This window comes from Stenotrophomonas maltophilia group sp. Smal32 (assembly GCF_030237085.1).
Classification (GTDB): domain Bacteria; phylum Pseudomonadota; class Gammaproteobacteria; order Xanthomonadales; family Xanthomonadaceae; genus Stenotrophomonas; species Stenotrophomonas maltophilia_Q.
Map to the genome: position 1 here is coordinate 28,270 of NZ_JASJSI010000023.1, position 26,267 is coordinate 54,536.

At 68.2% G+C, this 26,267-nt stretch carries 25 protein-coding genes; 16 read left to right on the top strand and 9 right to left on the bottom strand.

Going from position 1 to position 26,267, the window contains the following annotated elements:
* Positions 1-137 precede the first annotated feature (137 nt).
* Both QRO91_RS08025 and QRO91_RS08030 read right to left on the bottom strand, forming a co-directional pair.
* Complete coding sequence (locus QRO91_RS08025) at positions 138-1,304, bottom strand: lytic polysaccharide monooxygenase (RefSeq protein WP_049427199.1); 1,167 nt, start codon at positions 1,302-1,304, stop codon at positions 138-140.
* A 234-nt stretch (positions 1,305-1,538) separates the two neighbouring features.
* Positions 1,539-2,024 (bottom strand): DUF1203 domain-containing protein, encoded by a 486-nt coding sequence (locus QRO91_RS08030; RefSeq protein WP_049427198.1) that lies wholly within the window; start codon positions 2,022-2,024, stop codon positions 1,539-1,541.
* Positions 2,025-2,179: 155 nt separating this feature from the next.
* Between QRO91_RS08030 and QRO91_RS08035 the strand changes: the two genes are divergently transcribed.
* From QRO91_RS08035 to QRO91_RS08050, 4 genes are all read left to right on the top strand, one after another.
* Positions 2,180-3,382 carry a GGDEF domain-containing protein gene (locus QRO91_RS08035; protein ID WP_049427197.1) on the top strand — a complete coding sequence of 401 codons (1,203 nt, stop codon included), beginning with the start codon at positions 2,180-2,182 and terminating at the stop codon, positions 3,380-3,382.
* Between the two features lie 68 nt (positions 3,383-3,450).
* Complete coding sequence (locus QRO91_RS08040) at positions 3,451-4,974, top strand: alpha/beta fold hydrolase (protein WP_049427195.1); 1,524 nt, start codon at positions 3,451-3,453, stop codon at positions 4,972-4,974.
* Complete coding sequence (locus tag QRO91_RS08045) at positions 4,971-5,717, top strand: ATP-binding cassette domain-containing protein (protein WP_197650640.1); 747 nt, start codon at positions 4,971-4,973, stop codon at positions 5,715-5,717. The genes QRO91_RS08040 and QRO91_RS08045 overlap by 4 nt, the downstream gene beginning before the upstream one ends.
* Entirely contained in the window at positions 5,714-6,898 is a 1,185-nt protein-coding gene (locus QRO91_RS08050; RefSeq protein ID WP_197650641.1) for an ABC transporter permease, read from the top strand. Before QRO91_RS08045 ends, QRO91_RS08050 begins: the two co-directional genes overlap by 4 nt.
* Before the next feature lie 157 nt (positions 6,899-7,055).
* Here QRO91_RS08050 and QRO91_RS08055 read toward each other — a convergent pair whose 3' ends face one another.
* Positions 7,056-7,841 (bottom strand): helix-turn-helix domain-containing protein, encoded by a 786-nt coding sequence (locus QRO91_RS08055; RefSeq protein WP_197650644.1) that lies wholly within the window; start codon positions 7,839-7,841, stop codon positions 7,056-7,058.
* Positions 7,842-7,918: 77 nt separating this feature from the next.
* Between QRO91_RS08055 and QRO91_RS08060 the strand changes: the two genes are divergently transcribed.
* Positions 7,919-8,173, top strand: coding sequence for a hypothetical protein (locus QRO91_RS08060; RefSeq protein ID WP_049427185.1), 255 nt, complete (start codon positions 7,919-7,921; stop codon positions 8,171-8,173).
* 74 nt (positions 8,174-8,247) lie between these two features.
* On the opposite strand, the gene QRO91_RS08065 is transcribed toward QRO91_RS08060, so the two are convergent.
* Both QRO91_RS08065 and QRO91_RS08070 read right to left on the bottom strand, forming a co-directional pair.
* The gene (locus tag QRO91_RS08065) at positions 8,248-9,252 is read right to left on the bottom strand and encodes an energy transducer TonB (protein WP_197619410.1); all 1,005 of its coding nucleotides are present in this window, start codon (positions 9,250-9,252) and stop codon (positions 8,248-8,250) included.
* A gap of 201 nt (positions 9,253-9,453) precedes the next feature.
* Positions 9,454-10,074 (bottom strand): TIGR00645 family protein, encoded by a 621-nt coding sequence (locus QRO91_RS08070; RefSeq protein ID WP_049427182.1) that lies wholly within the window; start codon positions 10,072-10,074, stop codon positions 9,454-9,456.
* Positions 10,075-10,186: 112 nt separating this feature from the next.
* On the opposite strand from QRO91_RS08070, the gene QRO91_RS08075 reads away from it, so the two are divergent.
* From QRO91_RS08075 to QRO91_RS08090, 4 genes are all read left to right on the top strand, one after another.
* The gene (locus tag QRO91_RS08075; RefSeq protein ID WP_285310359.1) at positions 10,187-10,876 is read left to right on the top strand and encodes a glutathione binding-like protein; all 690 of its coding nucleotides are present in this window, start codon (positions 10,187-10,189) and stop codon (positions 10,874-10,876) included.
* Positions 10,877-11,038: 162 nt separating this feature from the next.
* Complete coding sequence (locus QRO91_RS08080) at positions 11,039-13,264, top strand: S9 family peptidase (RefSeq protein ID WP_285310360.1); 2,226 nt, start codon at positions 11,039-11,041, stop codon at positions 13,262-13,264.
* Between the two features lie 24 nt (positions 13,265-13,288).
* Positions 13,289-13,804, top strand: a complete 516-nt coding sequence (locus QRO91_RS08085; RefSeq protein WP_049428574.1) for a cytochrome c oxidase assembly factor Coa1 family protein — start codon at positions 13,289-13,291, stop codon at positions 13,802-13,804.
* Between the two features lie 67 nt (positions 13,805-13,871).
* Positions 13,872-15,671 (top strand): DUF885 domain-containing protein, encoded by a 1,800-nt coding sequence (locus tag QRO91_RS08090; protein ID WP_049428571.1) that lies wholly within the window; start codon positions 13,872-13,874, stop codon positions 15,669-15,671.
* Positions 15,672-15,806: 135 nt separating this feature from the next.
* Here QRO91_RS08090 and QRO91_RS08095 read toward each other — a convergent pair whose 3' ends face one another.
* The gene (locus QRO91_RS08095; RefSeq protein ID WP_014038879.1) at positions 15,807-16,271 is read right to left on the bottom strand and encodes a hypothetical protein; all 465 of its coding nucleotides are present in this window, start codon (positions 16,269-16,271) and stop codon (positions 15,807-15,809) included.
* A 184-nt stretch (positions 16,272-16,455) separates the two neighbouring features.
* Between QRO91_RS08095 and QRO91_RS08100 the strand changes: the two genes are divergently transcribed.
* The 4 genes from QRO91_RS08100 (at position 16,456) to QRO91_RS08115 (ending at position 19,055) form a co-directional block, all read left to right on the top strand.
* Positions 16,456-16,704 (top strand): hypothetical protein, encoded by a 249-nt coding sequence (locus QRO91_RS08100; RefSeq protein WP_005411548.1) that lies wholly within the window; start codon positions 16,456-16,458, stop codon positions 16,702-16,704.
* A gap of 122 nt (positions 16,705-16,826) precedes the next feature.
* Positions 16,827-17,744 carry a bestrophin family protein gene (locus QRO91_RS08105; protein ID WP_049428569.1) on the top strand — a complete coding sequence of 306 codons (918 nt, stop codon included), beginning with the start codon at positions 16,827-16,829 and terminating at the stop codon, positions 17,742-17,744.
* A gap of 19 nt (positions 17,745-17,763) precedes the next feature.
* Entirely contained in the window at positions 17,764-18,753 is a 990-nt protein-coding gene (gene hemB, locus QRO91_RS08110; protein ID WP_049428566.1) for a porphobilinogen synthase, read from the top strand.
* A 32-nt stretch (positions 18,754-18,785) separates the two neighbouring features.
* A complete protein-coding gene (locus tag QRO91_RS08115; protein WP_049428564.1) occupies positions 18,786-19,055 on the top strand; it encodes a hypothetical protein in 270 nt (89 codons plus the stop codon).
* An 82-nt stretch (positions 19,056-19,137) separates the two neighbouring features.
* Here QRO91_RS08115 and QRO91_RS08120 read toward each other — a convergent pair whose 3' ends face one another.
* Positions 19,138-20,001 carry a PD40 domain-containing protein gene (locus tag QRO91_RS08120; protein ID WP_100443714.1) on the bottom strand — a complete coding sequence of 288 codons (864 nt, stop codon included), beginning with the start codon at positions 19,999-20,001 and terminating at the stop codon, positions 19,138-19,140.
* Positions 20,002-20,049: 48 nt separating this feature from the next.
* Between QRO91_RS08120 and aroE the strand changes: the two genes are divergently transcribed.
* From aroE to dinG, 3 genes are all read left to right on the top strand, one after another.
* On the top strand, positions 20,050-20,895 hold the full coding sequence (gene aroE, locus QRO91_RS08125; RefSeq protein ID WP_049428561.1) for a shikimate dehydrogenase: 846 nt from the start codon (positions 20,050-20,052) through the stop codon (positions 20,893-20,895).
* 3 nt (positions 20,896-20,898) lie between these two features.
* On the top strand, positions 20,899-21,252 hold the full coding sequence (locus QRO91_RS08130) for a hypothetical protein (protein ID WP_049428559.1): 354 nt from the start codon (positions 20,899-20,901) through the stop codon (positions 21,250-21,252).
* Between the two features lie 167 nt (positions 21,253-21,419).
* Positions 21,420-23,522 carry an ATP-dependent DNA helicase DinG gene (dinG, locus tag QRO91_RS08135; protein WP_049428557.1) on the top strand — a complete coding sequence of 701 codons (2,103 nt, stop codon included), beginning with the start codon at positions 21,420-21,422 and terminating at the stop codon, positions 23,520-23,522.
* A 69-nt stretch (positions 23,523-23,591) separates the two neighbouring features.
* On the opposite strand, the gene QRO91_RS08140 is transcribed toward dinG, so the two are convergent.
* Positions 23,592-24,194, bottom strand: coding sequence for a hypothetical protein (locus tag QRO91_RS08140; RefSeq protein WP_049428556.1), 603 nt, complete (start codon positions 24,192-24,194; stop codon positions 23,592-23,594).
* A 61-nt stretch (positions 24,195-24,255) separates the two neighbouring features.
* Positions 24,256-26,094: a dihydroxy-acid dehydratase gene (gene ilvD, locus QRO91_RS08145; RefSeq protein ID WP_049428555.1), complete on the bottom strand. Its 1,839-nt coding sequence runs from the start codon at positions 26,092-26,094 to the stop codon at positions 24,256-24,258.
* Between the last annotated feature and the right edge of the window lie 173 nt (positions 26,095-26,267).

Below are 26,267 nucleotides of genomic sequence, written 5' to 3' on the forward strand. Positions count from 1 at the left end.
ACCCTGCGGAGTTTCGACATGCGTCCCGGCACGCTCCATAGGAATAGTTTGAAAGGTAAGGGTGCGTTTTCTGCGCTGCGATGAACTTCGCATTCCGAGGGGGAACGACGAAAAAACGCCGTTCCCCGCAGGGCATCTCAGTACGCGATCCAAGCGTCCCGCCAGGCAGAGCCGGTGCCCGGACGATAGGCATCGGCATTGACGTTGCACCACGCACCTTCCGGGAACGGGCGGCAGGCGTACAGCTTGCCGTCGGTGCCCTTCACCACGGTCTGGCCCGGCACGTAGCTGCCGATACCGGCCGGGTACACATGGTCGAAATCACCGCCCGGCGACGGCGTACCCGGGTCCGGCACCTTGGTGTCGAGCTGGAAGCGGTTGCCGTCCTTCAGGTACACACGGTTGGCGGTGGCCGATGCGGTGGGCGTGATCACGCCGTTGCTGAGCACACCCAGCCGCGCATGCTGTGCATCGGCATTGACCCTGCGTGCCAGCACCAGCGGCCACTGTGCCGCGGCGGTCTGGCCGCTGGCCAGGGTGGCCTCCACGCGCTCGACATCGTTGCCGTTGGCGTTGAACACGCGCAGCGCCAGCGTCGTGCCGACCGGCAGCTCACCGCGCGCAGTGACCGGGCCGGCATCCTGCCATTGCGGTGCTGGCGTGCCGCCGCCGCCCTGGAAGCGCACGTCCATGCACGTGTAGAACGCTTCGGTCGAATCCGAGCGCTGCCAGGTGTTGTAGATCACGTGCTGGCCGCTGCGCTGCGGCAACGTGCACTGCAGCTTGTAGGTGCCATCGGCCGACAGCGGTGTATTGCCCAGCGTGCAGAATTCCTGCAGGTCGGCCCAGCGCAAGGGGCTGCCCGGCTGCCAGCCTTCGCGGGTGACGAAGAAGCGCCAGTCGCGCGTGGCATGCGGCGCGGTGGCCTTGAACACGAAGGTGAATTTGCCATTGGCATCAGGCTGGATCGGCGTGGTCTGCCAGTCGCTGCGGTCCACGTCCAGGCCGCGGAAGGTCGGGTTGTTGCCGCTGCACAGCTTGCCATCGGGTACCACCGCCTGGTGGTTGCCATTGGCGTTGGCCTGGTTGATGCCATTCCAGTCGTAGAACGCCTGCGAGCCGCCGATCGCCTTGGCGGCGGCACAGGCCGGATTGGTCGGGTTCTCGGGATTGCCCTGGAAGCAGGCATAGACGCGGCTGACCGGCGTGGTCATGGTGCCGTGAGCGGCTGCAGTGCCGGCCAGGCCGAGGCCTGCGGCGGCGAACGCGGTGGCCAGCAGCACTGGTGTGGAGCGGAATGACATGGCGCATCCTTGTGGTCGTCGAAAGGGAACGGTGACCGCAGGCGTTGCGCTGCGCGGCGGACTTGCGGCGGCACCACAGCGAGTATCGAGTCGTGGTGCGGGCGGAGGAACCATGGAAGTGCCGATCCGTGACTGTGCATGTGAAGCCCTTCCCGCAGGCTTCACGCGGTGCTGAATGGATGCGCCAGCGGTCACGTGATCGGCGTGCCATCGATCACGTCATGGAGGTTGGCGCTACGTGGCGCTGGTGCCGACCCGATCTGCCTGGCATGAGAAACAGCCGTGTGCCGCGTTGTGCAGCTGGACGAAGGCCACCGCTGGATCGGCGAAGATCGTGTCCAGCTGCGTGGCAACCTCGGTGCCGGCGCAGACCTGCGCACTGCGCATCAGCGCTGCGCTGTCGTAGGCACGCAGCGAGATCATGCGGCGCTGCACATAAGGTGGCACCTCCCCGGCAGGCAGTACGCAACGGGTCACGCCGCGCTGCACGAAGATCGGGCCGGAGGCGCGATACGGCGAGTGCAACGGCAGGTGCACGTGGGACAGCAGGAGCAGTTCGCTGCCGCAGGGAGGATCGCTCAGGCTGATCCGGCAGGGGTGTCCTCCTGAATCGCCCGCCCAGCGACGCTGGATTCCCAGTGCAGCGAGCGCGTTGTCACTCATCTCGAACAGGGGCAGGAAGGGGCGGTGGTCGATGCCACCGAGGTACCACGCGTGCATGGGCGTCTCCTGGGTTGTGCGCGGATTCTGCGCATGCGCCGGTCGTCCTGCTCGCCGTTTTCAGACCCGGCATCACCCTCGAAGCCGGGGAACGCCACGGGATTCGCGCTGCAAGGCGCTAAGATGCGCGCGCCGCCCCGGCCGACGAGCGCTGCATGTCCCTGGATTTCCGCACCATCACCGTGCTTGGCTTCCTGCTCTGCATCGGCATTGCCGTGGGGTTCTCGCTGCTGCTGGTCGTGCTGCGCGGGCAGCCGGTGCTGCGCCAGTGGACCGCCAGCCTGTGGCTGCTGACCCTGGGCGTGACCCTGCTGGCGCTGCGCCCCTATCTGCCACTGGTGCCGGCCGTGCTGGCCGGCAACGCGGCGATGGCCGGGTGCGCGCTGATGATGCTGCGCGGCGTTGCGCTGCACCTGGAGCAGCCGTTGCCGCTGTGGTGGCCGTTGTTGATGGCGGCCGCGTTCATGGCCTGCATCTTCGCCTTCCTTGTGCTGTGGCCGAACCTGGGCATGCGCCTGCAGGTGTTCAGCGTGTTCGCGCTGGGTGTCGATGGCTGGATTGCATGGCTGCTGCTGCGCCATGCCCCGGCCCAGCAACGCACCAGTTGCCGGTTGGCCGCTGCGGTGTTCCTGGCCCAAGCCAGCCTGTATGCCGTGCGCCTGTTCCTGCCGGTGGCCCCGGATGCCGGCGAGGACATCATGCGCACCGGTTCGCCGATGTTCGCGACCTACATCGCCGGAGTGATGCTGGAACTGGCGCGCTGCTTCGCGATGGTGCTGCTGCTGGTTGAGCGGATGCTGGTCGATCTGCGCCATGCGGCGCGCACCGACGGCCTGACCGGCCTGCTCAACCGCGGTGCGGTGCTGGCCGATGGCCACGCGCGTCTGCAGCGCCTGCGTCGACAGGGGCGGCCGCTGGCGCTGCTGCTGGTGGATGTCGATCACTTCAAGCAGATCAATGACCGCTGGGGCCATCTGGCCGGCGACCAGGTGTTGCGCCACTTTGCAGCGGTGCTGCAGCGCTGTACGCAGGGCCGTGACGCCCTGCTGGGCCGTTACGGCGGCGAGGAGTTCGTGCTGGTGCTGGCCGGCAGCACGCAGGGCGAAGCAATGGCAGGGGCTGCAGCGATCCGTACCGCTCTGCAGCGGTGCCCGGCGCGCCTGGCCACCGGAGCGGTGACGGTCACCGCCAGCATCGGTCTGGCGATGGACGAAGGCCACGGCGACCTGTCCACGCTGCTGGCGGCGGCCGATGCGGCGCTGTACCGGGCCAAGGCCGAGGGCCGCGATCGCCTGGCCTGCGCCGTCCCGGCCGGGAATCCGCCTCTGCCCATCGCCGCCGACGCGCTGCCCGTGTAAGTTGGGTCACATCTTCCGCGGCAGCCCGTCGTGGTCGGCAGGAACGTCCTCCAGGGGAAACACGCACGATGCAAAGACACCACCTCGCGCTGGCCGGAATGCTGGCCAGCCTGATGCTTGCCGGTTGCAACCAAACGTCGTCGGTCGACGCGAAGGGCAGCACCGACGCGCCCAACCGCCGCTTCGGCACGATCGGCTTCCAGCCCTGCACCTTGTCCACCGTCGGCGCCAGCGCCAACGTGGAAGCCCAGTGCGCCACCCTGCAGGTGCCGGAGGATCGCGCCCATCCCGAAGGCCGCAGCATCGGCCTGCGCATCGCCTGGCTGGAATCCGGCGACGGCAGCAGCCAGCCCGATCCGGTGTTCTTCCTGGCCGGCGGCCCCGGCCAGGCCGCCAGCGAGGTGGCCGTCGTTGTCGATACCGCCCTGCGCCAGGTGCGCAAGCAGCGCGACGTGTTCCTGATCGACCAGCGCGGCACCGGCGGCTCCAACCCGCTCAGCTGCCTGGGCGCCGACGGCAAGGAACTGCAGCTGGACGAAGACGCCGCGCCCACCGAAGCGGTGATGCGCGACTTCGCCACGCAGTGCCTGGCCTCGCTGAAAGGCCGTGCCGATCCGCGCTTCTACACCACCACCGAAGCCATTGCCGATCTGGACGCCGTGCGCCAGGCGCTGGGCGCTGAAAAGATCAATCTGGTCGGGGGTTCCTATGGCACCCGCGTGGCCCAGCGCTATGCCATGGCCTACCCGCAGCACACCCGCAGCATCGTGATCGATGGCGTGGTGCCCAACGATCTGGTGGTGGGTGGCGAGTTCGCCAGGACCTTCGACAACGCCATCACCCTGCAGTCGGCGCAGTGCCGCAAGGATGCCGCCTGCAGCAAGCGCTTCCCGGTGGATACCCGTGAACAGCTGCGCAGCGTGGCCGACACCCTGCGCCGCACGCCGGTGACGGTCGATTACCGCGACCCCGGTACGAACGCGCCGCGCCAGGACGTGCTTTCGCCGGACAGCGTGGTGGGCCTGGCGTTCGCCTTCTCCTACGTGCCCGAGTACTCCTCGCTGCTGCCGCTGGTGCTGGATGAAGCCGCACAGGGCCGCTACGTACCGCTTGCCTCGCTGGTGCGTGGCGCCACCCGCAGCATGGATTTCCAGATCAATCGCGGCATGCAGTGGTCGGTGATCTGCAGCGAAGACGCGCCGCGCTACCAGGCCCCGCCTGAAAGCGATGACGCGCTGTTCGGTGCCGAAGCAGCGCGCGCGTTCTTCGCTGCCTGCCCGGTGTGGCCTCACCAGCCGGCGCCGGCCGCCAGCACCGCAGCGCTGAAGGGCGATCTGCCCGTGTTGCTGCTCTCCGGTGAACTGGACCCGGTCACCCCGCCGCGCTACGCCGAGCAGGTGCTCAAGGGCCTGCCCAACGGCCGAGCGCTGGTTGCCCGTGGGCAGGGCCACGGCACGCTCAACGCCGGCTGCATGCCGCGCCTGCTTGGCCAGTTCATCGACACCACCCAGGCCAAGGCGCTCGATGCCAGCTGCCTGGACACGCTGAGCTACGTGCCGGCGTTCACCTCGTTCAACGGATGGACCCCATGATCGTCGCCGACAACCTGCACAAGGCCTTCGATACCCGCACCGGCCGCATCCAGGCCGTGGCCAACGTCGGCTTCCGCGCCGCCGATGGCCAGATCACCGGCCTGCTGGGCCCCAACGGTGCCGGCAAGACCACCACCATGCGCATGCTGTACACGCTGATGACGCCCGACCAGGGCAGCATCAGCGTCGACGGCATCGATGCGGCACGCAATCCGGTGGACGTCCGCCGCCACCTGGGGGTGCTGCCCGATGCACGTGGCGTGTACAAGCGCCTGACCGCACGCGAGAACATCGCCTACTTCGGCGAACTGCATGGCCTCTCGGCCCAGCACATCCGCGAACGCATCGAAGTGCTGTCGCATGCACTGGACATGGGCGACATCCTGGATCGCCAGACCGACGGCTTCTCGCAGGGCCAGCGCACCAAGACCGCCATCGCCCGTGCACTGGTGCACGACCCGCGCAACGTCATCCTCGACGAACCCACCAACGGCCTGGACGTGATGACCACCCGCGCGCTGCGCCGGTTCCTGCTGGGGCTGCGCGAAGAAGGCCGCTGCGTGATCCTGTCCAGCCACATCATGCAGGAGGTGGGTGCGCTGTGCGACCACATCGTGATCATTGCCAAGGGCACGGTGATGGCCGCCGGCAGCGCCGATGAACTGCGCGCGCAGTCCGGTGAAGCCAATCTGGAGGATGCGTTCGTGAAACTGATCGGCAGCGAAGAGGGCCTGCACGCATGAGCATGATGTCGACCTTGATGACGGTGATGCGCAAAGAGCTGCGTGACCTCTCGCGCGACCGCCGCACGCTGGCGCTGACGCTGCTTTTCGGTCCGCTGCTGTACCCGCTGCTGATCCTGGGCATGGGCAAGCTGTCCGAAAGCCGCGTCCGCACGCAGATCGAGCAGCCGCTGCAGATTCCCACCATCGGTGCCGAGCACGCGCCGAACCTGGTGCGCTTCCTGGCGGCCCAGGGCCTGAATGCCGCTGCGGCGCCGAAGGATCTGGCCGAGGCCATCCGCTCGCAGGACATCGACGTGGCGCTGCGCATCAGCCCGGACTTCGGCAAGGACTGGGCCGATGGCAAGCCGGCGCTGGTGGAGGTGATCCGCGACAGCACGCGGCGTGCCGCCGAGGTGCCCACTGCGCGCCTGCAGGCGGCGTTGGCCACCTACAACAGGCAAGTGGGAGCGCTGCGGCTGATGGCGCGTGGCATCGACGCCCAGGTTGCACGGCCGCTGGACGTGGCCAGCCAGGACATGGCCAGTGCTGAAGCCAAGCGTGGCCTGATGCTGTCGGCGCTGCTGCCGATCCTGCTGACCCTCACCTCGTTCCTCGGCGGCGCCTACCTGGTGATGGACACCACCGCCGGCGAGCGTGAGCGTCAGTCGCTGGAGCCGCTGCTGGCCACGCCGGGATCGCGCAGCGCCATTGTCAGCGGCAAGATCGCCGCCGCCTGCATGGTCGGCTTTGCCTCGCTGCTGTTGACCTTGGCCGCGTTCAAGGTGAGCGCGCAGATTGCACCGGGCAACATCGGCCGCCAGCTCAACATGAACATCGTCGCCATGGTGCAGATGCTGCTGGTGATGTTGCCGATGCTGCTGATCGGCACCTCGCTGCTGACGTTCCTGGCCGCAGCCGCCAAGAGCATGAAGGAAGCGCAGAGCCATATGACCTGGTTGATGCTGCTGCCGATGCTGCCGGGCTATGCGCTGATTGCCTACCCGGTGAAGAGCCAGCCGTGGCAGTACGCAGTACCGTTCCTGTCGCAGAACCAGATGTTGCTGAAGGTGATCCGCCACGAGACCATCACCCCCTCGGTGTGGGCGATCTACCTCGGCGCCAGCCTCGGCCTGGCCGCCGTGCTGTGGTTCGCCGCCGTGCGCCGCTACCACAACGAACGCCTGGCGATCTCCGGTTGACCACCTGGTAGCGCCGGGCCATGCCCGGCGGATTTCGAACGAGGCCCGGTCATTCCGGGCTTCGTTGTTTTCAGGACCGCGTTGCCTGCCAAGTGGCGAAACGCTGGGCGATCACCGGCGCCAATCGCAAGTGCAGACAGCGGGAGTGTTGGACACCTCACCCCTCCCCATACCGCGCAGGCGTCACCCCCATCTCGCGCTTGAACACGGCGATGAAGGCGCTGGGCGTGTCGTACCCCATCGACAGCGCAACACCGATCACCGGATCACCTACCAGCAGGCGTGGCAGCGCCAGCAGCACACGCAGTCGCTGTCGCCACTGGCCCAGCGTCATGCCGGTCTCGGCCAGCCAGTGGCGGGCCAGGCTACGGCCCGACAGGCCACTGCTGGCGGCCCAGGCCTCGACGGTGCGGTTGTCGTGCGGCGCGCGAGCCAGCGCGGCGGCGATCTGGCGCAGGCGCCGGTCACGCGGTTGTGGCAGGGCCAGCGGCAGCGGCGTGCTGGCGGCAATCTCATCGGCGATCACGCCGGCCAGGCGTGCCTGCGCAGCATCCAGTGGCGCATGGGGCCATTGCAGCGCCCGCGCCGTCGCCGCCTGCAGCAGCGTGCTGGGCTGGAAAATACGTGGTATCGCTGGTAGTTCCACGCAGGCCGCAGCGCTGAAGTACAGGCTCCAGCCATCGAACTCCTCTGCCTCCGCCAGTGCGTGGGGCAGCGAGGGCGGTATCCATGCGACGTGCCCCGCAGGAAGCAGCCACTGCAGATCCCCCGCTTCGATGCGCAGCACGCCGTGGTGGGCACCCAGCAGCTGGCCGCGCACATGCCGGTGGCGTGCTGTACGGCGTCGTCCGGTTGCGCGCAGTTGCGACGACAGCACCGCGGGACCATCGCCGGCGTCCGCCAGGGTGGGATCGATCAACGCGATGAATGTCTGATCTACCATATCCATTGGCAGTTATACGGCAGAAACGCCAGCCGGCGGGCGCCACACTGGGCTCCGATCCCACAGGAGCATCCTCCATGCAGCCACACGACATCCTCCCCGACCATCAGAACGACGTGCAGGTGAACGGCGTGACCGTGCGCAAGGGCAGTGTCGGGGCTTTCCTCGCCAGCGTCCGCGACTGGCAGGATCCTGCCGGCGATCCCGCCACCCGGGCCACGGCCGAAGCGGATCTGCGTGCGCTGCTGCCGGGCCTGCATGCGCTGGGCCTGTTCCAGGTGCTGACAGCGCGCGATCCGGCACTGCAACACCTGATCGATGGAGCGGCCTGACACGGACAAGGCCCGGACATGCCGGGCCTTGATCCATTGTCGCCGGGCGTGGCCCGGCGCTACCTCGACGTGCCTCAGTTGTTGCCCGGCGCGAACACCAGCGTACGGCGGGTGGTCACCGGCGCGCTGACCGGCTCGAAGCGCCAACGCTTGACCGCGTTCAGGGCTTCACGGTCGAACACGCGTCCCGGCGTCGCGCGCAGCACGCGAGCATTCACCACCGAGCCATCGGTGCCGACGGTGATCTCCACCAGCACTTCGCCGGAGGTTCCCGAACGCAGGGCTTCGCCCGGATAGCGCGGCGCCGGTGTGCTGACCGGGCGCAGGGTGGGCGCTGCCGGTGCGGCGGCCTGGCGTGCGGCGCTGGCCTGCTGGGCGGCAGCCTGCTGCTGCTTCTGCTCAGCCTCGCGGCGGGCGGCGGCCTGGCGCTCGGCTTCCTGGCGCTCGTTGTCGCGGCGCGCGGCATCCTGCTGCGCGGCAATCTGCTTGGCGGCGTCGGCTTCCTTGGCGCGCTGCTCGCTCAGGCGCTGCTGCTCAGTCTGCTGCTTGCTGCGGTCCTCGGCATCCTTCTTGGCCTTCTCGGCTTCCGCTTCGGTGCGCTTGGCTGCGTTCTGCACGCCCTTGGCCAGGCCGTCCTTCAGGCGCGGCAGGGCCGGCGCGGAGGCATCCACCTTCTCGATCAGTGCCACCAGGCGCTGCGCTTCGGTGTAGTCCTCGCGGCTCAGGTGTTGCTCGGCGGCGATCAGGGTGTACGGCAGCAGGTCGGTCAGTGCGCTCTTCACCGAGGCGTCGTCCGGCGTCTTGTCACGCAGGGCGAGGTAGTACTCGATGGCGTTGTCGCCGGCCGGTGCATACATGCGGTTCTCGCGCAGCGCCTGGCTGGCCGACTCGCGCAGCTGCTCGGTGCCCATGGACTGCACCTTGGCAGCAACCGCCGGTGCGGCGGGTGCGGCAGCGGCAGGCGCCGTGGCGGCAGCAGGCGCTGCGGATTCTTCCTTGCCCGAGCAGGCGGCCAGGGCCAGTGCCAGGGCAACCGGCAGCCACCGGCGCGCGGCGGTGATCGTTGAGACGTGCGACATCCTGCTCCCCTCTAGAAGACGACGTGACGTAAATCATTGATATGCATGGCCGGGACCTGCGGTCCGGGCGCGGCAGGGTGACGTTTCCCGACGCCACCGCCGGCAACGGCGAGGGTGCAATCTAGCATCCCGGCCACCGCCGCGTACAAGGGGCAGGGGCCGGGAAGGGGCAGCGGCGAAGGGCCGCTGCCGGTTGTCGCATCAGTGGTCGTGCGACTTGTCGTGGGGCTTGCTGTGGCTGTTTGACATCAGCTTGTCGGTCCAGGCGATGCCGATCGCCGACAGGATGAACACGCAGTGGATGATGGTCTGCCACAGCACGCCATCCTGGGTCAGCATCGAGCAGCGGGCGACACCGATGTTGGCAGCGGCGACGCTCATCTGCTCCGGCGTGCACAGCGGGATGCCGCCCAGCGCACCGCTGGCGATGAAGGTCTTCAGCAGGTGGATCGAGGAGATGCCGATGATCGCCATCGCCAGCTTCACCTTGAGCACGCTGGCGTTGACGTGGCTCAGCCATTCCGGCTGGTCCGGGTGGCCTTCCAGGCGCAGGCGCGAGACGAAGGTCTCGTAGCCGCCGACGATCACCATCACCAGCAGGTTGGAGATCATCACCACGTCGATCAGGCCCAGCACGATCAGCATGATCTGCTGCTCGCCCATCGACACCGAGTGCGAGATCAGGTGCCACAGTTCCTTGCCGAACAGGAACACGTAGACGCACTGCGCCACGATCAGGCCCAGGTACAGCGGCAGCTGCAGCCAGCGCGAGGCGAAGATCAGCGTGGACAAGGGGGAGAGCGGCGGGCGGTTTGCACTCATGCGAGGGATGCTGCGTTGCGGGGGAGAGGCGAGGTTACCGGCCCGCCATGACGGTGCCAAGCCAACTCACGCACTAGACTTCAGGTTCCTTTCCGCACCCCGAGCCGCCGCCATGATCGACCTGTATTACTGGCCCACCCCGAACGGCCACAAAGTGACCCTGCTGCTGGAAGAAGCCGGCCTGGAGTACCGCATCCACCCGGTCAACATCGGCTCGGGCGACCAGTTCAAGCCGGAATTCCTCGCGATCTCGCCGAACAACAAGATGCCGGCCATCGTCGACCAGGCCCCGGCCGATGGCGGTGCTCCCCAGAGCGTGTTCGAGTCTGGCGCGATCCTGCTGTACCTGGCCGAGAAGACCGGCCGCTTCCTGCCCAGCGACCCCCGCGGCCGCGTCACCACCCTGGAGTGGCTGTTCTGGCAGATGGCCGGCCTGGGCCCGATGAGTGGCCAGATGGGCCACTTCAACGTGTACGCGCCGGAAAAGATCCCGTATGCCATCGAGCGCTACGACAACGAAGTGCGTCGCCTGCACGTAGTGATGGACAAGCGCCTGGCCCAGCACGCGTTCCTGGCCGGCGACGCGTACACCATCGCTGACATGGCCAGCTACCCGTGGATCGGCGCCTACGACAAGCTGCCGGTGGATTTCACCGCGTTCCCGAACCTCAAGCGCTGGCATGAAACCATTGCCGCACGCCCGGCCACCCAGCGTGCCTATGCCCTGCGCCAGCAGGTGAACCCGAACGCCGGCAAGCCGCTCAGCGACGAGGAGCGCAAGCACCTGTTCGGCCAGCGCTGACCGCCTCGGGGTCGGATCCCTTTGCAGCGCAAAGGGCTCTGACCCCAGCACCCGGCCATGGGCAGAAGGTCATGCTGCCTTCCCGCACAGGCTTGGTTAGGATGGGGGACGACCGCTCCGCGTCCATCGCGGGGGCGGACCTGCCGTTTGCCGGGATCCTCCATGCGCCACCTGTTCGCTTCGCTCGCCCTCATGCTCGCCACCACAACCGCCGCCCACGCTGAAAAGCTGACCCTGGAAGCCATCACCGGCCCGCTGCCGCTGTCCGGCCCGACCCTGATGAAGCCCAAGGTGGCGCCGGACGGATCGCAGGTCAGCTTCCTGCGTGGCAAGGACAGCGACCGCAACCAGCTGGACCTGTGGACCTACGACATCGGCAGTGGCCAGACCCGGCTGCTGGTCGATTCCAAGGTGGTGCTGCCCGGCACCGAGACCCTCAGTGACGAGGAAAAGGCGCGCCGCGAGCGCCAGCGCATCGCCGCGATGACCGGCATCGTCGATTACCAGTGGTCGCCGGACGCGCAGCGCCTGCTGTTCCCGCTGGGCGGCGAGCTGTACCTGTACGACCTCAAGCAGCAGGGTCAGGCGGCGGTACGCCAGCTGACCCACGGTGAAGGTTTCGCCACCGATGCCAAGCTGTCGCCCAAGGGCGGCTTCGTCAGCTTCATCCGCGGCCGCAACCTGTGGGTGATCGACCTGGCCAGCGACAAGCAGCTGCAGCTGACCCGCGACGGCAGCACCACTATCGGCAACGGCGTGGCCGAATTCGTCGCCGACGAGGAAATGGACCGCCACACCGGATACTGGTGGGCGCCGGATGATTCTGCGATCGCCTTTGCCCGCATCGACGAATCGCCGGTACCGGTGCAGAAGCGCTACGAGGTCTATGCCGACCGCACTGATGTGATCGAACAGCGTTACCCGGCCGCCGGCGATGCCAACGTGCGCGTGCAGCTGGGCGTGATCGCACCGGCCGCCGATGCGCAGCCGCGCTGGGTCGACCTCGGCAAGGAACAGGACATCTACCTGGCCCGCGTCGACTGGCGCGATGCGCAGCACCTGAGTTTCCAGCGCCAGTCGCGTGACCAGAAGCAGCTGGACCTGGTGGAAGTGGCGCTCGATTCCAACCGCCAGCGCGTGCTCGCCCACGAGACCAGCCCGACCTGGGTGCCGCTGCACAACAGCCTGCGCTTCCTCGACGACGGCAGCGTGCTGTGGTCGTCCGAACGCACCGGCTTCCAGCACCTGTACCGCATCGACAGCAAGGGCAAGGCCACTGCACTGACCCACGGCAACTGGCCGGTGGACGAACTGCTGGCAGTCGATGAGAAGGCCGGCAAGGCCTACTTCCGCGCTGGCATCGAAACCTCGCGCGAAAGCCAGATCTACGCAGTGTCGCTGCAGGGCGACGAGCCGCAGCGCCTGTCGAAGGCGCCGGGCATGCACAGCGCCAGCTTTGCGCGCAACGCCAGCGTCTACGTCGACAGCTGGTCCAACAGCAGCACGCCGCCGCAGATCGAACTGTTCCGCGCCAACGGCGAGAAGATCGCCACGCTGGTCGAGAACGACCTGACCGATCCCAAGCACCCGTATGCGCGCTACCGCGATGCGCAGCGCCCGGTCGAGTTCGGCACGTTGATGGCTGCCGACGGCAAGACCCCGTTGAACTACAGCCTGATCAAGCCGGCCGGCTTCGATCCGTCCAAGCGCTACCCGGTGGCGGTGTATGTCTACGGCGGCCCGGCCAGCCAGACCGTCACCGACAGCTGGCCCGGCCGCGGCGACCATCTGTTCAACCAGTACCTGGCCCAGCAGGGCTACGTGGTGTTCTCGCTGGACAACCGTGGCACCCCGCGCCGTGGCCGCGACTTCGGCGGTGCGCTGTACGGCAAGCAGGGTACGGTGGAAGTGACCGACCAGCTGCGTGGCGTGGCCTGGCTGAAGCAGCAGCCATGGGTGGACCCGGCGCGCATCGGCGTGCAGGGCTGGTCGAATGGCGGCTACATGACCCTGATGCTGCTGGCCAAGGCCTCCGACAGCTACGCCTGTGGCGTGGCCGGTGCGCCGGTGACCGACTGGGGCCTGTACGACAGCCACTACACCGAGCGCTACATGGACCTGCCGGCGCGCAATGAAGCCGGCTACCGCGAAGCGCGCGTGCTGACCCATATCGATGGCCTGCGTTCGCCGCTGCTGCTGATCCACGGCATGGCGGACGACAACGTACTGTTCACCAATTCGACCAGCCTGATGAGCGCGCTGCAGAAGCGTGCCCAGCCGTTCGAACTGATGACCTACCCGGGTGCCAAGCATGGCCTGTCCGGCGCCGATGCACTGCATCGCTACCGCGTGGCCGAAGCCTTCCTGGGACGTTGCCTGAAACCCTGATCCAGCACGGGAAGGAGCCCGCCGATGACCCAGCCACCGCCGATTCCCGGCCATGACCCGGCATCCGCCGGTTGGTGGTGCCGCCACTGGCGCTGGGCCATGCCGTTGGTGGTGGTGCTGGTGCTGGGTGGGGCAGGGGGTGTGGTGACCTGGAGCGTGCTGCGCTGGAGCGAGGCGGCACGCGAGAGCCCGCCGATGCGCGAGGCGCTGCGGCGCGCCGGTTGCAGTATCGAACTGGTGGAAGCGTTCGGTGAGCCGCTGAACATCGAGTCGATGCCGCTGGGCAGCATGCAGACCGCGATCAACGGCCAGCGTGATGTCGGCCTGACCGTGGCCCTGGAAGGACCGCACGCGCATGGGCGGTTGTTCGTGCAGGGCACCCGTCGCGATGACGTGTGGGACTACCCGGTGATGTACGTGCTGGGCGAGGACAAGCAGACCTTCGACCTGACGGCGCTGGATGATGATGAGGCTGCACGCGAATGCGAACTGCAGGCCTGCCGCGATCGCGGCGAATGCCCGCTGACCGCCGCGTTGTGACCTCCGGCCGATTGTCGCCATCGCCGTGAGCGCGTAGGGTGCGGGCAACCCTGTCCTGGAGTGCACCATGAAGCCGATCGCGTTGGCCGTTGCCCTGGCGCTGAGCGCCGCACCGCTGCTGTCCGCACCGCCGGCGCTGGCGGCACCCGCCGCCAAGGCCGCTACCCCGGCCAGCCCGGCCTGGGTCGCCCGCAGCAATGCGCTGGCGCAGCTCCTGCTGGATGCGCAGGGCCCGTTCCAGCCGGAGGAAACCGGCTTCTTCGGCGTGCCCGGCTATGACGACAAGGTGGCCGACCTCGGCCCGGACAACGCCAAGCGCTACCGCGCTGCCATGGCCAAGGCACGCGACGAACTGAAAGCAAAGCTGGCCGCCGAAAAGGATCCCAACGTCCGCCAGGACCTGGAGATCATGATCCACGCCGCCAACCAGAACATCGAAGGCAGCGAGCTCAACGAGAAGTACCTGCTGCCGTGGAGCGACGCACCGCAGACCGTGTTCAGCGGCCTCAACCTGCTGCTGTCCGACCAGGTGCCGGCCGAGCGCCGGGCCAAGGCGATCGATCGCCTCAAAGCCTATGCCGGCCTGCAGCCGGGTGGCACCGCCTTCACCACGCTGGCCCGCCAGCGCTACGAAGAGCGGCTGAAGGACGGCAGCCTGCTGCAGCCGACGAAGATCGAAGTGCAGCAGTCGCTGGACAACGTCGAGACCTACGTCACCGGCATCGAGTCGCTGCTGAAGAAGTACCAGATCGCCGGCGCCGACGAGGCGATGAAGACCCTGGCCGGGCAGATGAAGGACTACGCCGCCTGGACGCGCAGGGAGGTGCTGCCGAAAGCACGTGCCGACGCACGCCTGCCGGCGCCGCTGTACGCCTACCAGCTCAAGCAGGTCGGCATCGACATCGACCCGAAGCTGCTGATGCAGCGCGCGCAGCTGGAGTTCATGGAAACCCGCTCGGCGATGCAGCAGCTGGCACCGCTGGTGGTGAAGGACAAGGGCCTGAAGGTGGCTGATCCGAGCGACCCGGTGGCGGTGATCCGGGCGCTGAAGGCCGACAAGATCGCCGACGATCACCTGGAAGGCCACTACCGCAAGGTGATCGATGCGATCGATCCGCTGATCCGTGAACACGCCATCGTCGACGTACCCAAGCGCGCCATGCAGATGCGCCTGGGCTCGGCCGCCGAGAGCGCGGCCAGCCCGGCGCCGCACTTCCTGCCGGCCCCGCTGGTCAACAACACCGGGCAGCAGGGCACCTTCGTGCTGCCGCTGGGCAACCCGGCCGCGGGCCCGGGCGCGCAGTACGACGACTTCAACTTCGGTGCGGCGGCATGGACGCTGAGCGCGCACGAAGGCCGCCCGGGGCACGAGCTGCAGTTCACCGCAATGGTCGAGCGCGGCGTGTCGCTGGCGCGCACCATGTTCGCGTTCAATTCGGTGAACGTGGAAGGCTGGGCGCTGTATGCCGAAGCCGAGATGGTGCCGTACGAGCCGCTGGACGGGCAGATGATCGCCCTGCAGTTCCGCCTGCTGCGCGCTGCGCGCGCGATGCTCGACCCGATGCTCAACCTCGGCCTGACCGACCGTGCCAACGGCGAGCGCGTGCTGATGGAGCAGGTCGGCCTGTCCAAGGCGATGGCCACCCAGGAACTGGACCGCTACATGGTGCGCATGCCGGGCCAGGCCGGCAGCTACTTCTACGGCTATACCCGCATCCTGGAACTGCGCATGCAGACCGAGCTGGCGCTGGGCGCGAAGTTCGACCGCCTGGCGTTCAACAACTTCCTGCTCGACCAGGGCCTGCTGCCGCCGGACCAGCTGGCTGACGCAGTGAACAAGGTGTTCGTGCCGAAGTACAAGCGCTGAATCCCACCCGGTAGTGCCGGCCGCTGGCCGGCAACCGGTGTGGGTAGATGCCGACCTTGGTCGGCGCTGTGGGGTCGTGCCAACCAAGGTTGGCACCCACCAGAGCGATGCGTCGGTTGCAGCGGTAGTGCCGCATCACCGCTGCGGTTGCGGCGTGATCACCTGTGTCGGCAACCGCGCCGGCGGTGCCGGATTCGGCACCCAGATGGCAACGCCCGCGGCGCGCTTCTGCGTCGTCGGAATACCGATGCCGACGCCGCCACCGACGTGCGAGCCGAACGTGCCCGCGCCCACCGACATGCCTACCGGCGAACCGCTGCTGCCCACGCCCATCAGCACCACGCCGTTGGCGCCGAGCGCCGCGGCTTCACGCTTCAGGCGGGCCACGGCGGCATCGGTCTGGCCCTGGGTGCCGAAGCCGACGGCTGAAGCCGATTCCAGCTGGGCGATTTCCTGGGAGCCGGCCGGTGGCGTCGAATAGATCTGCACCAGCGCCGGATCGATCGGTGCGCGGGCGCGGCCCAGCATCACCTTGGAGGTGCTGGCACAGCCAGCGGCGACCAGCAGGATGGCCGCCAACGCGGCCCAACGGATGTTCATGGCACGACCCCTGTAGGACTGGTTGCGATCATCGGCGGGCCACTCTGAATCGGCGCCAACACCCGGGCCAGGGCACGCACGGCAGCACGCTAGCACGGTGCGGGTGACAGCTCCGCCAATGGCAGTAGGCGGCGGCAGCGGGAACGTCTATGGTTGGGGCAGGAACCAACTGCGGGAGAGCGACATGGGTGTGATCAGTCTGTTGTGGGGCGTACTGGCGCTGTTGTGGATGATCCTGGCGCTGATTCCACTGCTCGGCTGGGGCAACTGGTTCCTGATCCCGTTCGCTGCGGTGGGCGCGGTGATCGCCGCGCTGGGCATCCTGTTCACCCACCCGAGCAAGCGTGGCCGGGCCTGGGCCGGCCTGGTCCTGAACGGCATCGTGGTGGTGGTCGGCATCCTGCGCCTTGGCCTAGGTGGCGGCGTGGTCTGAGCCCGGTCCCGGGTGCGACCGGGCGTCGCAGGCACACGGCCGATGGCCGGGCGGGGGCGTACAATGAATGGCTGCGCGAGCCCCCCGCGTGCCTGTGAATCCGCGCCCCGCGCGGCTGCCCCATGATCATCCGACCCCGTCCCCACGGCTGGCAACTGCTGTACATCCTGCGCGGCTCGATCGTCAAAGCGATCGCGCCGAAGGTGCTGGCCATCCTGATCCTGTCCATCGCCGTGGCCGCGGTGGTGGAACTGGCGCCGCCCACCGGCATCGAACGCGTTTCGGTCACGCCGTTCACCCTGCTTGGCCTGGTGCTGTCGATCTTCCTGAGCTTCCGCAACAGCGCCTGCTACGACCGCTGGTGGGAAGGCCGCAAGCTGTGGGGCCAGCTGGTCTACGAATCGCGTTCGCTGGCGCGCCAGGTGAACCTGCTGCTGGCCGACGACGCGGGCCGTCGTCGTCGCGTCGCCTACCTCACCACTGCGTTCGCCCATGCGCTGGCGGCGCGACTGCGTGGCCGCATCGTCGCCCTGGCGGCACTACCGTGGCTGGACAAGCGCCAGCGCGAACAGCTGGGCCAGCGCGAGAACGTGCCCGATGCACTGCTGGCGATGATCGCGGCCGAACTGGCGCAGGCGCTGCGCGCCGGCCAGCTCGACCCCATCCTCTATACCCAGCTTGAAGAGCGCCTGCACGCGATGTCGTCGATCCAGGCCGGCTGCGAGCGCATCCTCACCACGCCGCTGCCGTTCGCCTACACCCTGCTGCTGCATCGCTGCGCGTGGATGTTCTGCGTGCTGCTGCCGTTCGGCCTGGCCAGTTCGCTGGGCTGGGGCACGCCGGTACTGTCTGCGGTGCTTGCCTATGCCTTCTTCGGCCTGGACCAGTTGGGCGAAGAAATGGAAGACCCGTTCGGCCTGGAGCCGAACGACCTGCCGCTGGACGCGCTGGTGCGCACGATCGAGATCGACCAGCTCGATGCGCTAGGCGAACGCCCGTTGCCCGAACCCCTGCTGCCGCAGGGCTACCTGTTGCAATAGCCACTCCTCGGAGCCTGCCATGTCCCACCCGCTGTACCGCCCGCGCCGCATGCGCCACGACGAGTTCTCGCGCCGCCTGATGCGCGAGAACACGCTGACCACCGACGACCTGATCTACCCGGTGTTCGTGCACGAACAGGCCGGCCGCACCGCGGTGCCGTCGATGCCGGGCGTTGAACGGCTGTCGATCGAAGAGCTGCTGAAGGTGGCCGAAGAGGCGCTGGAGCTGGGCATTCCGGTGATCGACCTGTTCCCGGTGATCGACCCGTCGCTGAAGTCGCTGGACGCATCGGCCGCCTGGTCCGAAGACGGCCTGGCGCAGCGGGCGATCCGCGCGCTGAAGTCGCGCTTCCCGGAACTGGGAGTGATGACCGACGTGGCGCTGGACCCGTACACCACCCATGGCCAGGACGGCATCATCGATGACAAGGGCTATGTGCTGAACGACATCACCGTCGACGCGCTGGTCAAGCAGTCGGTGTCGCATGCCGAGGCCGGTGCGGACATCGTCTCGCCGTCGGACATGATGGACGGCCGCATCGGTGCGATCCGCCGCGCGCTGGATGCCGGCAACCACATCAACGTGCGCATCATGGCCTACTCGGCCAAGTACGCTTCGGCGTTCTATGGTCCGTTCCGTGATGCGGTGGGCAGCGCAGCCAGCCTCGGCAAGGCCGACAAGAAGACCTACCAGATGGACCCGGCCAACGGCGACGAGGCCCTGCGCGAGATCGCGCTGGACCTGGAAGAGGGCGCCGACATGGTGATGGTCAAGCCGGGCATGCCGTACCTGGACCTGGTGCGCCGGGTGAAGGAGACCTTCGGCGTGCCGACCTTCGCCTACCAGGTCAGTGGCGAGTACGCGATGATGAAGGCCGCCTTCGCCAACGGCTGGCTGGACGAGCGCGCCTGCGTGCTGGAGTCGCTGCTGGGCTTCAAGCGGGCCGGCGCCGATGGCGTGCTGACCTATTTCGCGCCGCAGGTGGCGCGATGGCTGCGCGAGCGCTGACAATAGCGCCACGATAGACGGAGGAATGCGCGATGGGGCCCGAACTGGGATGGATGCAATGGCTGATCTGGGGCATCGGTACGCTGGTTTTCGGCGCCATCATCGTCGGTGTCTTCATCGCCGCCTGGCGGGCCGGCAAGCGCCCGCCGGAGCAGCTCTCCGCTGCCCGCCACGTGGCCCGTGAGCAGGCCCTGCCGGAGAGCGTGCAGGCCGAGCTGGCCGCGCTGAACCAGCGCAAGGACAATGGCCAGCTGAGCGAGGTCGAGTACGAGCAGCAGCGCGCCAGGGTGTTGTCGCGCTGACGGGCAATGCCCGGGGTCGGATCCCTTTCCGCAGGAAAGGGCTCTGACCCCTTCGCGGGCGCCATCCACGCGTGGCGTGGATCTACCGCACGCACCCCGCCACCGCCGCCACCTTTGGTACCGCCAACCGGTACACGTCCACGCCACCGGCACGCGGTGCCTTGGCCGCGCTGCTGGCGACCATCATCTCGCCCGGCTTGGCGTTGTCGACCACCGGCGCGCCGGTCCAGCCACCCGTCTGGTTGAATGACAGCCCCAACGGCTGCAGGGCCACGCCGGTCCACGCACAACCGCTGCTCCACACCTGTGCGGTGGTGCCGCTGCCGCGGCTGAACACCACGGCGCCGTCCTGGCCCAGCCAGTCGCCGTCGGTCTCGTCGTCGGCGCTGTTCAACGCGCTCAGTGCAGTGGCCGGTCCGCGCTGGCCCTGGGCATCCAGCGTCGACACGAACAGATTCCAGCCGGCGCCCCGGCCCTGCTGGCGGGCAAACAACAGTCGTCGCCCATCCGCGCTCAGGGCCGGTCCGCGCTCTTCCCGGCGTCCACCATCGCCCGCCAAGGTCTGCGCCTTGCCGAGCTGGCCGTCGGCTTCCACCGTGGCGCGGTACAGCGCCAGCGCGCCCTCGCGGCCGGCCGCGAACAGCAGCCAGCGGCCATCACGGCTGAAGTAGGGATCGCGGGCCTCGCCGGCCACGCCCACCGGCAGCGCCTGCGCCTGCTGCCAGCGGCCATCGACCACGCGTGCCTGCCACAGGCCCCAGCCGGCCTCGCCGCGGCGCGCGAACACGATGCGCTGGCCGTCGGCGCTGATCGTGGCGCGGCCTTCGTCGGCACGGGTCGAGACCACGCCCATGCCTTCGATGCCGTACTCGTTCAACGCCATTGCCACGGGGGCAGAGAGTAGACTGGCGGCAAGCACCAGCAGGGGCGGGGTGATGCGCATCATCCGGGTCCGTGCACGAAAGAGCATCAGTCTAGCCAGCTTGAGGATTCCATGACCGACCGTTACGCCGTCTTCGGACACCCCGTTGCCCACTCGAAGTCGCCGCAGATCCACGCGGTGTTCGGTCGCCAGGAAGGCATCAGCATCGACTACCGCGCGATCGACCTGGCTCCGGATGCGTTCCTGGGCGGTCTGGAAGCCTTCGCCGCCGAGGGCGGTGTCGGCGCCAACGTCACCTCGCCGCACAAGGAAGCCGCGTTCTCGGTGTGCACCACGCTGACCGCGCGCGCGCGCCGCGCCGGCTCGGTCAACACGCTGCTGCGCAAGGGCGACCGTTGGCACGGTGACACCACCGACGGCATCGGCCTGGTGCGTGACCTGACCGATCGCCATGGCCTGGACCTGCGCGGCCGCCGCATGCTGCTGATCGGCGCCGGTGGTTCGGCACGCAGCGTCGCCCCGGCGCTGCTCGATGCCGGCATCACCGAGCTGGTGGTGGTCAACCGCACGCCGGAACGCGCCGATGAGCTGATCGATGCCATGGGCGAGCCGGGCCGCGCGATCAGCCGCTACTGGGAAGACCTGCGCGAGCTGGGCGACTTCGAACTGATCGTCAACGCCACCTCGGCCGGCCGCGACCGCGACGTCGAGTTCAAGCTGCCGCTGTCGCTGGTCAACTCGATGACCACTGCCGTCGACCTGAACTACGGCGAGGCGGCCATCGCCTTCCTGGCCTGGGCGCGCGCCGCGGAGTGCCGTAATACGGTCGATGGCCTGGGCATGCTGGTCGAGCAGGCCGCCGAGAGCTTCCTGCAGTGGCACGGTGTGCGCCCGCAGACCGACGAGGTCTACCAGTCGCTGCGCCAGGGCTCGGCCGTGCTGGCCGGCGAGGACTGATCGATGGACAACGCAACCCTGCTGGTCACGGTGCTGAGCATGGTGGGCGTGCGCCTGCCGGTGCTGATCGCGCTGTGCGTGGGCCTGGTCTGGGTGGTCGGCGCACCGCGCGATGCCACCCGCACCGGTGCCCTGGTCGGCCTGCTGCTGTTGCTGTTGGCCAGCCTTGGCGGCATGGCGGCGGGCATCCTGCCGATGTGGATGGTGCGCAGCGGTGATTTCAGTGCTGTGTCGAGCCTGAGCGCCATCCTCGGCGTGCTGCATTTCGCGCTGGCGATGGTCGAGGCCATCGGCGTGGTGCTGGTGGTGTGGGCGCTGGTGCGCCTGCTGCGTACCCGTACGCTCCCGGCCGCCTGACCGGTCGCGCCGGGTCATGCCCGGCGTATCTGCCCCTGGGACGGTCCGGCCACCGGACCGTGACCGCCAGCGCGCGTCGTCGCTGGCCCGTTCAGGGTGCCAGCGGCGGTGAATGCGGCCGGCCGTGCGACAATGCCCGGCCTGATCCAGCTACGGTAATTCCCGGCGTGACCGAAACCGTCGCCGCTCCGCGCGCGCTCGATGACTCCTTGAAGGACGCGATCCGCAAGGCGTACACGACGCTGCAGGCCAATACGCCCGGCTTTTCCACCCGCCGCTCGCAGAGCCAGATGATCGGCGTGGTGTCGCGTGCGCTGTCCAAAAGTGGCGGCGTCGGCGTGGTCGAGGCGCCGACCGGCGTCGGCAAGAGCCTGGGCTACCTCACCGCGGGCGTGCCGATCGCGCTGGCCAGCAAGAAGAAGCTGGTGATCAGCACCGGCACCGTGGCGCTGCAGTCGCAGTTGGTCGAGCGCGACATTCCCAACTTCCTCAAGGCCACCGGCCTGGAAGCGACCGTGGCGCTGGCCAAGGGCCGTACCCGCTACCTGTGCACGCGCAATGCCGCCGAGGCGCAGGGCGAGGGCTCGCAGGGCGGCATGTTCGAGGACGACGCGCCGCTGTTCGACCGGCCACTGGCGCCGATCGAGATGGACATCGCCAAGCGCCTGACCGATGCCTTCACCGGCGGCAGCTGGGATGGTGACATCGACAACGCCCCGGAAACCATCAGTCCCGGCCTGCGCAGCCGCATCACCACGCCGGCCTCGGGCTGCGCCGGGCGCCGCTGCGCCTACTCGGCGCAATGCGCGGTGCTGCGGTCGCGCAATACCGTGCGTGATGCGCAGATCGTGGTCACCAACCACGCGCTGCTGCTGTCGGCACTGTCGATCGGCGACAGCGACAACGGCCAGCCGTTGATCGCGCCGCCGTCGGACATGCTGCTGGTGCTGGACGAAGGCCATCACATCGGCAGCGTGGCGATCGACCAGGGCGCGGCAAGCCTGGCGCTGGATGAAATGGCCAAGCGCACCGGCCGCCTGCAGATCCTGATCGCTGGTGCCTACCGCGCGGTCGACAAGGATCGCCTCGGCAACCTGCTGCCGAACGAAGCGATCGAAGTGGCCAGCAACGTGGCCAAGCAGTTGCGCGCGTTCCGTGACCACATCGAGCGGGTGTGGATGCCGGCGCCGGCCGACGAGGAGCCGATGTGGCGCGCCGCCAACGGTCGCCTGCCCGAGGCCTGGCGCGAGCCGATCGAAGCACTGGCCGACGATACCCGCAGTCTCTACAACTGGGCGCATGCGGCTACCGCGCAGGTGGCCAAGGGCAAGCCGGACGACGCCGCGCGCGAGCGCCTGCAGCGCAACCTGGGCATGGCGCTGGAGATGATCGAGCAGCAGTACAACCTGTGGCAGGCCTGGCGTCGCGAGGACAAGGACGGTGCGCCGCCGATGGCGCGCTGGGTCACCGCCACCCGCGACGGCGACCTGGTGCTGCACGGTTCGCCGGTGTCGGCCGCGCACGTGCTGCGCAAGCTGCTGTGGGATGAAGTGGACTCGGTGGTGATGACCTCGGCGACGTTGACCGGTGGTGGCGATTTCCAGTCACTGGCGATCGACAACGGCATTCCCGAAGACGCCGAGATGGTCTCGCTGTCCTCGCCGTTCGACCTGCCCAACCAGGCCGAGCTGATCGTGCCGAAATTCCCGGTCACCCCGGACGACCGCGAGGGCCATCCACGCGAAGTGGCGCGCTATCTCGACACCGAACTGGACTGGGCCAAGGGCTCGATGGTGCTGTTCACCTCGCGCTGGAAGATGGAGAAGGTAGCCGGCCTGATGTCGGCCGCGCGCCGCAAGCAGGTGCTGGTGCAGGGCGAGATGTCCAAGACCCGGTTGATCGACGAACACCTGCGCCGCGTCGCGGCGGGCGAGGGCTCGGTGCTGTTCGGCCTGAACTCCTTCGGCGAAGGCCTCGACCTGCCGGGTGAGGCCTGCACCACGGTGGTGATCACCCAGGTGCCGTTCGCGGTGCCGACCGACCCGCAGACCGCCACGCTCAGCGAATGGTTCGAGGGACGCGGGCTCAATGCGTTCAACCTGATCGCCATTCCGCACGCCCTGCGCACGCTGACCCAGTTCGCCGGCCGTCTGATCCGCACCTCCACCGATACCGGCCGCGTGGTCATCCTCGATTCGCGGCTGCTGACCCGCCGCTACGGCAAGCGCATCATCGACGCGCTGCCGCCGTTCAAGCGCACCATCGGCTGAGGAGCGGGGTCAGATCCCTTCCGCCGGAAGGGCTCTGACCCCGTCGCGCGAGCAGGGTCGTTTCGCCTTTCAGTCCTGCGACTGCGGGCATGAGTCGGACGCCAGTGCGTAGGGCTGGTACATGCAGCGGATCAGGTCGTCCACCGCCTTCAGCCGCGGTGGCCATGCGACGTGCTGCAGGCCCTGCGCGCTACGCATCTCGACCATCCCTTCCCTGAGCGTGGTACCGGGTGGCAGCGGCAGGGCGGCCAAGCGCGCGCGCGCACGTCGTAGTGCCGGCAGGTCGTCATCCAGAAAGGCGATGGTCGCATCCACGTAGAGGTTCCAACCCTCCGGATCGGCGTCGGCAGGCTTGTACGTCAACCGCATCAGTGCGCTGGCGGGATCGCGTTGCCCCTCGTAGGCACGCAGTTGCGCCTCGTGCCAGGCCAGCTCTGGGTGGCCGCTTGCCTTGGCCTGGCGCCGGTATGCGGCGAACAGGTCAGCCAGTTCCAACTGGCAGCCTGCGCGCTCGACAAGTGCGTCCCAGCCCTCCCCGGGCCCTTGATTGAATGCATCGGGTGGCATCGCCAGCAGTTCGGCGCGATTGTCGAACTGGCATTCGCCGGCGAGTACAGGTGCGGCGATCACCCATGAGAAAAGCATCAGGCCGAAGCGCATCGTGACGTCCATGTACAGGGTTGCACATGATGCGCCCAGATGCCGGCCAGCGGCCGGCACTACCGCATCGGGATCAATCGCCGAGCAGGGCGGTATTGCGCACGGCGCCCTTGTCGGCGCTGGTGGCGAGCAGCGCGTAAGCCTTCAGCGCACTGGTGACCTTGCGCGGGCGCGGTGCGCGCGGTTTCCAGCCACGCGCGTCGGCGCCGGCGCGGCGCTGGGCCAGCGTGGCCTCATCCAGCAACAGATCAATGCGGCGGGTGGGGATGTCGATGCGGATGCGGTCGCCGTCTTCCACCAGGCCGATGACACCGCCGCTGGCGGCTTCCGGCGAGACGTGGCCGATCGACAGGCCCGAGGTGCCACCGGAGAAGCGGCCATCGGTGAGCAGCGCGCACTGCTTGCCCAGTCCCTTCGATTTCAGGTAGCTGGTCGGGTACAGCATTTCCTGCATGCCCGGCCCACCCTTCGGGCCTTCGTAGCGGATCACCACCACCTCGCCCGGCTGCACTTCGTCGGCGAGGATGCCGGCGACGGCGGCGTCCTGGCTTTCGTAGACGCGCGCGGGGCCCTCGAACACGTGGATCGACTCGTCCACGCCTGCGGTCTTGACCACGCAGCCATCCAGCGCGAGGTTGCCGCGCAGCACGGCCAGGCCGCCTTCCAGCGAATACGCGTGCTGCAGCGAACGGATGCAGCCTTCGGCGCGGTCGATGTCCAGCGTCGGCCAGCGCGTGGCCTGGCTGAAGGCCTCCTGGGTGGGAATGCCGGCCGGGCCGGCCTTGAAGAAGGTATGCAGGGTGTCGTTGTCACTGCGCACCACGTCCCAGCGTTCCAGCGCGTCGGCCAGGCTGGTGCTGTGCACGGTCGGTACCGAGGTATCGAGCAGGCCGGCGCGGTCCAGCTCGCCGAGGATGCCGAACACGCCGCCAGCGCGATGCACGTCCTCGACGTGGTACTTCGGCGTGTTCGGCGCCACCTTGCACAGCTGCGGCACGCGCCGCGACAGCGCGTCGATGTGGGTCAGGTCGAAGTCCACCTCTGCCTCCTGCGCCGCGGCCAGCAGATGCAGGATGGTGTTGGTGGAACCGCCCATGGCGATATCCAGGGCCATCGCGTTGGCGAACGCCGCCTGGGTGGCGATGCCGCGCGGCAGCGCGCTCGGGTCTTCGCCGCCATACCAGCGATGGCAGAGTTCGACGATGAGGCGGCCGGCGCGGCGGAACAGCGCCTCGCGATCGGCATGGGTCGCCAGCGTGGTGCCGTTGCCGGGCAGCGACAGGCCCAGTGCTTCGGTCAGGCAGTTCATCGAGTTGGCGGTGAACATGCCCGAGCAGGAGCCGCAGGTGGGGCAGGCGCTGCGCTCGAACGCCGCGACCTTCTCGTCGGAGGCGCTGTCATCGGCGGCCACCACCATCGCATCGACCAGGTCCAGCTTGTGCTCGGACAGTCTGGTCTTGCCCGCTTCCATCGGGCCGCCAGAGACGAACACCACCGGGATGTTGAGGCGCAGCGCGGCCATCAGCATGCCGGGCGTGATCTTGTCGCAGTTGCTGATGCACACCAGTGCGTCGGCGCAGTGCGCGTTGACCATGTATTCGACCGAGTCGGCGATGATCTCGCGGCTGGGCAGCGAGTACAGCATGCCGTCGTGGCCCATCGCGATGCCGTCGTCCACGGCGATGGTGTTGAATTCCTTGGCGACGCCGCCGACCTGTTCGATCTCGCGCGCGACCAGCTGGCCGAGGTCCTTCAGGTGTACGTGGCCGGGCACGAACTGGGTGAAGGAGTTGGCGATGGCGATGATCGGCTTGTGGAAGTCGCCATCCTTCATACCGGTGGCACGCCACAGGGCGCGGGCGCCGGCCATGTTGCGGCCTGCGGTGGAGGTGCGGGAACGATATTCGGGCATGGCTGGCGGAACGGGCGGGCCGTACGACGTGGGGGTCGCCTGATCATGGCCAATTTTTTCGGTTGCTGCTGCAACCTGCGGAGATGGTCCGGCCGGGCTGCGCCCGGCACCTGCCGAACCAACAGCCGAAGCAACAGCCGAAGCAACAGCCGAAGCAACAGCCGAAGCAACAG

Coding starts and splice junctions, on each gene's coding strand:
- QRO91_RS08025 (WP_049427199.1), bottom strand. CDS start 1,304: ATGTCATTCCGCTCCACACCAGTGCTGCTGGCCACCGCGTTCGCCGCC.
- QRO91_RS08030 (WP_049427198.1), bottom strand. CDS start 2,024: ATGCACGCGTGGTACCTCGGTGGCATCGACCACCGCCCCTTCCTGCCC.
- QRO91_RS08035 (WP_049427197.1), top strand. CDS start 2,180: ATGTCCCTGGATTTCCGCACCATCACCGTGCTTGGCTTCCTGCTCTGC.
- QRO91_RS08040 (WP_049427195.1), top strand. CDS start 3,451: ATGCAAAGACACCACCTCGCGCTGGCCGGAATGCTGGCCAGCCTGATG.
- QRO91_RS08045 (WP_197650640.1), top strand. CDS start 4,971: ATGATCGTCGCCGACAACCTGCACAAGGCCTTCGATACCCGCACCGGC.
- QRO91_RS08050 (WP_197650641.1), top strand. CDS start 5,714: ATGAGCATGATGTCGACCTTGATGACGGTGATGCGCAAAGAGCTGCGT.
- QRO91_RS08055 (WP_197650644.1), bottom strand. CDS start 7,841: ATGGTAGATCAGACATTCATCGCGTTGATCGATCCCACCCTGGCGGAC.
- QRO91_RS08060 (WP_049427185.1), top strand. CDS start 7,919: ATGCAGCCACACGACATCCTCCCCGACCATCAGAACGACGTGCAGGTG.
- QRO91_RS08065 (WP_197619410.1), bottom strand. CDS start 9,252: ATGTCGCACGTCTCAACGATCACCGCCGCGCGCCGGTGGCTGCCGGTT.
- QRO91_RS08070 (WP_049427182.1), bottom strand. CDS start 10,074: ATGAGTGCAAACCGCCCGCCGCTCTCCCCCTTGTCCACGCTGATCTTC.
- QRO91_RS08075 (WP_285310359.1), top strand. CDS start 10,187: ATGATCGACCTGTATTACTGGCCCACCCCGAACGGCCACAAAGTGACC.
- QRO91_RS08080 (WP_285310360.1), top strand. CDS start 11,039: ATGCGCCACCTGTTCGCTTCGCTCGCCCTCATGCTCGCCACCACAACC.
- QRO91_RS08085 (WP_049428574.1), top strand. CDS start 13,289: ATGACCCAGCCACCGCCGATTCCCGGCCATGACCCGGCATCCGCCGGT.
- QRO91_RS08090 (WP_049428571.1), top strand. CDS start 13,872: ATGAAGCCGATCGCGTTGGCCGTTGCCCTGGCGCTGAGCGCCGCACCG.
- QRO91_RS08095 (WP_014038879.1), bottom strand. CDS start 16,271: ATGAACATCCGTTGGGCCGCGTTGGCGGCCATCCTGCTGGTCGCCGCT.
- QRO91_RS08100 (WP_005411548.1), top strand. CDS start 16,456: ATGGGTGTGATCAGTCTGTTGTGGGGCGTACTGGCGCTGTTGTGGATG.
- QRO91_RS08105 (WP_049428569.1), top strand. CDS start 16,827: ATGATCATCCGACCCCGTCCCCACGGCTGGCAACTGCTGTACATCCTG.
- hemB (WP_049428566.1), top strand. CDS start 17,764: ATGTCCCACCCGCTGTACCGCCCGCGCCGCATGCGCCACGACGAGTTC.
- QRO91_RS08115 (WP_049428564.1), top strand. CDS start 18,786: ATGGGGCCCGAACTGGGATGGATGCAATGGCTGATCTGGGGCATCGGT.
- QRO91_RS08120 (WP_100443714.1), bottom strand. CDS start 20,001: ATGATGCGCATCACCCCGCCCCTGCTGGTGCTTGCCGCCAGTCTACTC.
- aroE (WP_049428561.1), top strand. CDS start 20,050: ATGACCGACCGTTACGCCGTCTTCGGACACCCCGTTGCCCACTCGAAG.
- QRO91_RS08130 (WP_049428559.1), top strand. CDS start 20,899: ATGGACAACGCAACCCTGCTGGTCACGGTGCTGAGCATGGTGGGCGTG.
- QRO91_RS08140 (WP_049428556.1), bottom strand. CDS start 24,194: ATGGACGTCACGATGCGCTTCGGCCTGATGCTTTTCTCATGGGTGATC.
- ilvD (WP_049428555.1), bottom strand. CDS start 26,094: ATGCCCGAATATCGTTCCCGCACCTCCACCGCAGGCCGCAACATGGCC.